Raw genomic sequence first — 977 nt, forward strand, 5'->3', positions numbered from 1 at the left:
AGTCTCACAACTGTCGCCTATATCGGTGCGACCATCCTCTTCATCCTGAGCCTCGGCGGCCTGTCGCATCCGGAAACGGCGCGGCGCGGCAACCTGTACGGCATGATCGGCATGGGGATTGCCGTGCTGGCCACCGTGTTCGGCCCGCACGTCACCTCCGGGGGCATCCCCTGGATCGTCGGCGCGATGGTCGTCGGCGGCACGATCGGCCTGTATGCCGCGCGTGTCGTGCAGATGACGCAGATGCCGGAACTGGTCGCGCTGATGCACAGCCTGGTCGGCCTGGCGGCAACGCTGGTCGGCTACGCCAGCTATGTCGATCCGTCCGCATCGGCCAACTTCACGGGCGCCGAAAAAGCCATCCATGAAGTGGAAATCTACATCGGCATCCTGATCGGCGCGGTGACCTTCTCGGGTTCCATCATCGCCTTCGGCAAGCTGTCCGGCCGCATCGGCGGCAAGCCGCTGCTGCTGCCGGCGCGCCACTGGATGAACCTGGCCGGCCTGCTGATCGTCATTTACTTCGGCGCGCAATTCCTGAAAGCGCATTCTTTCCAGGAAGGCATGACACCGCTGATCGTGATGACGGTGATCGCCCTGCTGTTCGGCATCCATATGGTGATGGCGATCGGCGGCGCGGACATGCCGGTGGTGGTGTCCATGCTCAACAGCTACTCCGGATGGGCGGCGGCGGCGACCGGCTTCATGCTGTCGAACGACCTGCTGATCGTGACCGGCGCGCTGGTGGGTTCGAGCGGTGCGATCCTCTCGTACATCATGTGCCGCGCGATGAACCGCAACTTCATCAGCGTGATCGCCGGCGGCTTCGGTTCCGAAGGCGCCAAGCCGGCAGCAGGCGGCGCCGCCGCGCAGCCGCAGGGCGAAGTGGTGCCGGTGTCCGCTTCCGAAACGGGCGAACTGCTGCGCGACGCGAAGAACGTCATCATCGTTCCCGGCTATGGCATGGCGGGGGGGCA

The 977-nt window shown here is 65.2% G+C and carries 1 protein-coding gene; it reads left to right on the plus strand.

Translation table 11 applies throughout. The features are described from left to right. The coding region (locus AYR66_RS16670) for an NAD(P)(+) transhydrogenase (Re/Si-specific) subunit beta (protein ID WP_088709866.1) at positions 1–977 on the plus strand (977 nt) is incomplete at both ends.

The sequence above is a fragment of the Noviherbaspirillum denitrificans genome (assembly GCF_002211445.1).
Taxonomy (GTDB): Bacteria; Pseudomonadota; Gammaproteobacteria; order Burkholderiales; family Burkholderiaceae_D; genus Noviherbaspirillum; species Noviherbaspirillum denitrificans.